This is a genomic window from Nocardia farcinica (genome assembly GCF_029867845.1).
GTDB classification, from domain to species: domain Bacteria; phylum Actinomycetota; class Actinomycetes; order Mycobacteriales; family Mycobacteriaceae; genus Nocardia; species Nocardia farcinica_A.
Genome location: NZ_JARWRU010000229.1, coordinates 1 through 5982, shown reverse-complemented (window position 1 = coordinate 5982; position 5982 = coordinate 1). Strand labels below are relative to the sequence as shown.

Below are 5982 nucleotides of genomic sequence, written 5' to 3'. Positions count from 1 at the left end.
CCCCCCCCCCCCCCGCCCCGGCGGGGCCTGCGACTACCTGTCATCTTTAAACCTAAATGCCTTTCGTAGCGGGGGGTTGCGGCCACGATGCCCCTACCGGCCCCCGCCCCCGCGCCCGCGGCGCTCACGCTAGCCAGGCGGCACCCCCGCTCCCAGCCCCCGCTTCCCCCGGCCATCGCGTCGGGGGCACCCTCCCCGCACGGCGAACGGCCGGCCCGCCCACCTGGGCGCGGACCGGCCTGTTGCCGTGCCGACCTGCTCGTCGTCGGCCCGATCAGCCCACCAGCGCGGGCGTGCGCGCGAACCGGCTCTCCGGCCGCGGCAGACCGAAATGGTCACGCAGCGTGGTACCGGTGTACTCGGTGCGGAACAGCCCGCGCTCCCGCAGGATCGGCACCACCTTCTCGGCGAACACCTCCAGACCGCCCGGGTAGTACGGCGGCATGACGTTGAAGCCGTCCGCCGCGCCCTGGGTGAACCATTCCTCGATGGTGTCGGCCACCTGCTCCGGCGTGCCGACGAACACGCGGTGCCCGCGCGCCCCCGCCAGGCGGTGCAGCAACTGCCGCAGGGTCGGGTTCTCCCGCTGCACGATGCCCGCGACGACCTGCAGGCGGCTGCGGTTGTTGTCGGTCACGTCGCCGGCGTCGGCGAACAACTCCGCCGGCACCGTTTCGTCCAGATCCAGGTGCCGCAGATCGCGACCGGCGATGCCGGCCAGCTGGCTCAGCCCGTACTCCGGCACCGTCAGCTCGTTGAACTCGCGCTCGAGCTGCTTTGCCTCGGCCTCGGTGTCGCCGATGAACGGGCTGATGCCGGGCAGGATCTTCACGTGGCGGGGATCGCGCCCGAAATCGGCGGCCCGCTTCTTGATGTCGGCGTAGAACGCCTGCGCGTCGGCCAGCCGCTGGTGCGCGGTGAAGATGGCCTCGGCATACCTGCCCGCGAACGCGCGCCCCTCGTTGGAGGCGCCGGCCTGCACCAGCACCGGGTGCCCCTGCGGGGTGCGCGCGGAGTTCAGCGGCCCGCGCACGCGCAGGTACTCGCCCTCGAAGTCGATCGGGTGGATCTTGTCGGTGTCGGCGTAGATCCCCCGTTCCTTGTCGAGCACGATGGCGTCGTCTTCCCAGCTGTCCCACAGCGCCACCACCGCGTCCACGAATTCCCGGGCCCGCGCGTACCGTTCGGCGTGCACCGGGTGCGACTCGAGGCCGAAGTTGGCGGCCGCGAGATCGGTGCCCGTGGTCACGATGTTCCAGCCCGCCCGGCCACCGGAGAGGTGGTCGAGGCCGGCGAACAGCCGCGCCAGGTTGTAGGGCTCGTAATAGGTGGTCGAGGCGGTGCCGATCAGGCCGATGTGGCTGGTGGCCGCGGCGATCGCGGTCAGCAGGGTGATCGGCTCCAGCCCGGAGGCTGCGTTGTACCTGACGTTGGACCGCAGGGCCGGGCCGTCGGCGAAGAACACCGCGTCCAGTTTGGCGGCCTCGGCGGTGCGCGCGATCTCCTGGTAGTAGGTGATGTCGTAGATGCGCTCGGGGCTGCCCGTGGGATGCCGCCAGGCCGCCTCGTGATGGCCTGCGGGGTAGATGAACGCGTTCAGGCTCAGCTGACGTGGCTGCTCGCTCATGATGCCTTCTTTTCCTTCTCGAGCACTGCGGTCGCGCCGGGTTCGATGTCCACGCCGAGGGCGTTGAGCAGAACCTCACGGGCACGGATGAATTCGGGATCGCTGTGGCGGCGCGGGCGCGGCACCTCGATGCGCAGATCGGTGGAGATCACACCCTCGTCCAGGACGAGCACACGGTCGGCCAGCACCACGGCCTCGTCGACGTCGTGGGTCACCAGCAGCACCGCCGGCTTGTGCTTGGCGCACAGGTCCTGCAGCAGGACGTGCATCCTGATTCTGGTCAGCGCGTCGAGCGCGCCGAACGGCTCGTCGGCCAGCAGCAGCTTCGGCTCCCGGACCAGCGATCTGGCCAGCGCCACGCGCTGCTGTTCGCCGCCGGACAGCTCCCGCGGCCAGGCCTGCTCCCGCCCGGCCAGCCCGACCTCCGCCAGCGCCGCCTTGCCGCGCTCGGCCGCGTCCTTGCCGTCCAGGCCGAGGATCACGTTGTCGAGCACCCGGGTCCACGGCAGCAGGCGCGAGTCCTGGAACACCACCGCGCGCTCGGCGGGCACGTGCAGCTCGCCCGAACCGGTCACGTTGTCGTCGAGTTCGGCCAGCGCCCGCAGCAGCGTGCTCTTGCCGGAGCCGGAGCGGCCGAGCAGCGCGACGAACTCGCCGCGGGCGATCTCCAGATCGATCTCACGCAGGACGGTGCGATCGCCGAACCCGCGGCTCAGCCCGCGGGCCCCGACCACGTTCAGTCCCCGAGTGTCTGTCGCCATGACAGTGCCTTCCTTTCCACCGCACGCACCGCGACGTCACCGAACAGGCCGAGCAGGCCGTAGATCACCAGGCCGACGACGATCACGTCGATCTGGCCGTAGGTCCGCGCCTGGGTCATCAGGTAGCCGATACCGCTTGTGGCGTTGACCTGTTCGACCACGACCAGCGCCAGCCACGAGATGGTCACCGCCAGCCGCAGGCCGATGAAGAATCCTGGCAGCGCGCCCGGCAGCGCGATCCTGCGCACGAAGGCGGTGCGCGACAGCCGCACCGTCTCCGCCAGTTCCACATACCGGGAGTCGACACTGCGCAGGTAGGCGTGGGTGTTGATGTAGACAGGCACCAGCACGCTGAGCGTGATGACGATGATCTTCATCTCCTCGCCGATGCCGAACCACACGATGAACAGCGGGATCAGCGCCACCGTCGGGATGGCGCGCTTGATCTGCACCGGCCCGTCGATGATCGCCTCACCGAGCCTGCTCAGGCCGGCGACCAGGGCCAGCGCCACGCCGATCGCGACGCCGAGCACCAGGCCGATCACGGCCCGCTGCAGGGAGGTCAGCAGATTCGACTGCAACCGGCCGTCGGCGATCAGATCGCCCGCGGTCTGCAGCACCGTCCACGGCGCGGGCAACGTCTCCGGGTCGATCGCGCCGGCCGCGGAGCCGAGCACCCAGACCGCGACGAGCAGGCCGGGGCCGACTGCGAAACCGAACGGGATCTGCTTGCCCGGACCGAGCTTGCGCCGGGGACGCCCGGGAGCCTTCGTGCCCTCCGCGGTGGCGCCGGTCCCCCCGAACCGGCGCAGGACGCCGGCCGCTTCCAAGGTCGCCATTACTTCTCCTTCGGCTCGAACGCGGCGCCGGACTCGGTGACCGCTTCGGTGATCAGTGCGTCGAAGCGCAGATCGAAGCCGTCGGAGGCCTGGATCTTGCGAGGCAGATGCCCGGCGGCGTCGATGACGTCGATGGTGCGCTGCTGACGGTCGATCAGGTTCTGGTCCAGATGCGGGAAGACGTAGTCGCCCAGCGACTTCACGATGCGGTCGGCGTCCTCGACGGAGACCTTCTGGTTCTCCACGTAGTAGCGCTGCTTCCACTCCTCGGGGTGGGTATTCACCCACTGATAGGCCCGCACGTAGGCGCCGACCAGCTGCGCCAGCGCCGCCGACTTGGCGGGATCGTTGGTGGCCTCGCGCCGGGCGTACAGGTAGGCCAGGCCGGTGTAGATGCCCTGGGTCTGTTCGTCCGGCACCAGCGAGGTGCCCTCGGTGCGCAGGAAGCGGGTGACATTCGGCTCGATCAGCGGCGCCACGTCCACCTGGCCCGCACGCACCGCGTCGAGGAACTCGGCCAGCTGCAGCCGCACCAGTTCCACGTCGTCGATGCTCAGATCGGCCTTGTCCAGCGCCCGGAGCACGGCGGCCTGCTGGGCGGTGCCCTCGGCGTAGGCGATCTTCTTGCCCTTCAGATCCCGCAGGGTCGGCACCGAGACACCGGGCGCCACCGCGAGTTTCAGGCTGCTGGTGCTGGTCTGGTAGGCGGCGATGATCGGCACGTCCTGGCCCGCGGCGAGCGCGTGGATCGGCGGGGTGTCACCCACCGGGGCCACGTCGGCGGCGCCGGCCCGGAAGGCCTCGAGAATGGCGGGGCCGCCGACGAAGTTGGCGAATTCCACCTCGAAGGGCAGCTTGTCGAGTTCACCGGAGAAACGCAGGGCCGACTGCAGGCGCTCGGACTGGTCCGCGATCACCAGCCTGGTGCCCGGCGGCACCTCGGTGGACAGCGGCGCGGTCGAGACCTCCCCCACCGGTCCGTCGTCCTTGGCACAGCCGGTCATTCCCAGAGTCGCCGCGGTGGCAAGGGCGAGGAGAACGGCGGTCATCCGACGGCCGCCACGGCGGCCGAGCTTGGTGCGGGTTCCTGACATGCCGAGTATTGAAGCAACGGCACCCACCCGCCCGACACCATTGCCGACACCATGATTCGAATTAGCGGAAACCGAACAAGACAGATGTACAGAAATGCGTGATCCGCTGGTGGCCAACACTTTTCGCAATCGACGATCGGGCTCGGCGGTGGCGTATTCCGCCGATCCCTCTTGACGCCGAGTGCCAGGATGAACGTTCAAGGGAACAGCCGCCCGCGGCTCCCACGCCCCGCGAGCGCTTTCCGCCTGCGCGTGTCACGGCGGTGCGGCGGTCGTCCCGGTCTGGATTCCCTGTTCCAGATACCGCTCCACGAAAGGCACCACCTGACGCTGCACCACGGCGTTGTAGCGCTCCGGCGCCTGCCGCGGATTGGCGTGCCCGGTGCCGCGCGGCAGTGCCACCAACAGGCTGCCGCCCACCCCGCCGACCTGTTCGACGAGCACCCGGTGCGAGTACTCCACGTCCACCACGCGGTCACTGCTCGCGTAGCGGGGGCGCACGAACACGATCGCCGGGCGCGGGGTGTCGTTCGCGGGCTCGGCCAGCGCGCGCAGGTTGTCCACCGCGCCGCCGGCCACGATCGCCCGGAACTGCGACTCGATCAGCCCGTTGCTGGCCGTGTTGTGGGAGAACACCTTTTCCGTCGCCACTTCCGTCAGCACCTCCCGCAGCCCGTCGAAGCGAATGCCCGGAATCGGGTCGGCCGCGGCGTCGACGATTCGTTCCCTGCGGGCATAGGTCTCCACCAGCATGCGCAGCGTGCGACTCTCCCTGGCGCCGGGCAGCCAGCCCATCCAGCGCAACATGTCCTCGCCGCGGCCGCGGCTCTCCGGCCGCACCGCGTTCAGATCCACGGGCGTGCAGTCCAATATCACCGCCACCAACCTGCGGTCGCTGTGCTGGTGGATGTGCTCGCCCACCTCGAGCGCGATCACCCCGCCCATGCTGTGGCCGACCAGCACGATATTGCGCACCCCCGACATCTGCGCCGCGCGCACGATCAGATCGGCGATGACCTTGCTGTCGATGCCCTGGTTGTCGTAACGGATCGCCCACACCACCCCGAGATCGCGCAGCGCGGGCAGCGCTGCCGCGGTGTCGGAGGCATTGAGCCCGCCCAGGCCGACCATGTCGACCACAGCGGTGTCCCAGCGGTGTTCGTCCGCGGGCGGGGCCACCGGCAGCAGCGCGGGCGCCGTAGTGGCCAGCCTGGCACGCTCGGGCGCGACGTCGTAGACCCAGTACTGGACCAGCAGGGTGAAGACGATCAGCAGTGCCGCGCCCACCCGGGTCAGGACGATCCGGGTACGACGCAACCTCGTCCCGCGGTTCCCCTGCCGGGTCTCCCGCAACCGAGCCTTGCGCCGTCGGTCGTCCCAGTCCGTGACGGTGCACGCGGGCATGGGGTCCAACGGCGACATGACTTCACGGTATCGACGCCTGCGCGCCCCTGCCACGAACCACCGCTGCCCGTTTCGCTCCGTTCCCCGCCTCGCGCCGGCTCCACGCGCCGCTCGGCGTCCCGCGGACAGCGAGCACACCGCGGTGTGAGCCGACTGCTGGCCACCCCGGATCGTCGCCGATATCGGGGCAACCGTACCCGGATACGACCAACCCCCCGGCCGGTGCCCGGGGGTTTCGACTTCTTTCGTGGGAAACG

At 70.0% G+C, this 5982-nt stretch carries 5 protein-coding genes; all 5 read right to left on the bottom strand.

All coding sequences use genetic code 11. The features are described 5' to 3' along the window. Window positions 1-274: 274 nt before the first annotated feature. The 5 genes from QH283_RS04685 to QH283_RS04665 all read right to left on the bottom strand — a co-directional run bounded on the left by QH283_RS04685 (window position 275) and on the right by QH283_RS04665 (window position 5743). Window positions 275-1627, bottom strand: coding sequence for an LLM class flavin-dependent oxidoreductase (locus QH283_RS04685; protein WP_280501781.1), 1353 nt, complete (start codon window positions 1625-1627; stop codon window positions 275-277). After that, window positions 1624-2388, bottom strand: coding sequence for an ABC transporter ATP-binding protein (locus QH283_RS04680; protein WP_280501780.1), 765 nt, complete (start codon window positions 2386-2388; stop codon window positions 1624-1626). Before QH283_RS04680 ends, QH283_RS04685 begins: the two co-directional genes overlap by 4 nt. Beyond that, window positions 2364-3227, bottom strand: coding sequence for an ABC transporter permease (locus QH283_RS04675; RefSeq protein WP_280501779.1), 864 nt, complete (start codon window positions 3225-3227; stop codon window positions 2364-2366). The genes QH283_RS04680 and QH283_RS04675 overlap by 25 nt, the downstream gene beginning before the upstream one ends. Further along, window positions 3227-4321, bottom strand: a complete 1095-nt coding sequence (locus QH283_RS04670) for an ABC transporter substrate-binding protein (protein WP_280501778.1) — start codon at window positions 4319-4321, stop codon at window positions 3227-3229. Before QH283_RS04670 ends, QH283_RS04675 begins: the two co-directional genes overlap by 1 nt. A 255-nt stretch (window positions 4322-4576) precedes the next feature. Then, on the bottom strand, window positions 4577-5743 hold the full coding sequence (locus QH283_RS04665; protein ID WP_280501777.1) for an alpha/beta fold hydrolase: 1167 nt from the start codon (window positions 5741-5743) through the stop codon (window positions 4577-4579). Window positions 5744-5982 lie beyond the last annotated feature (239 nt).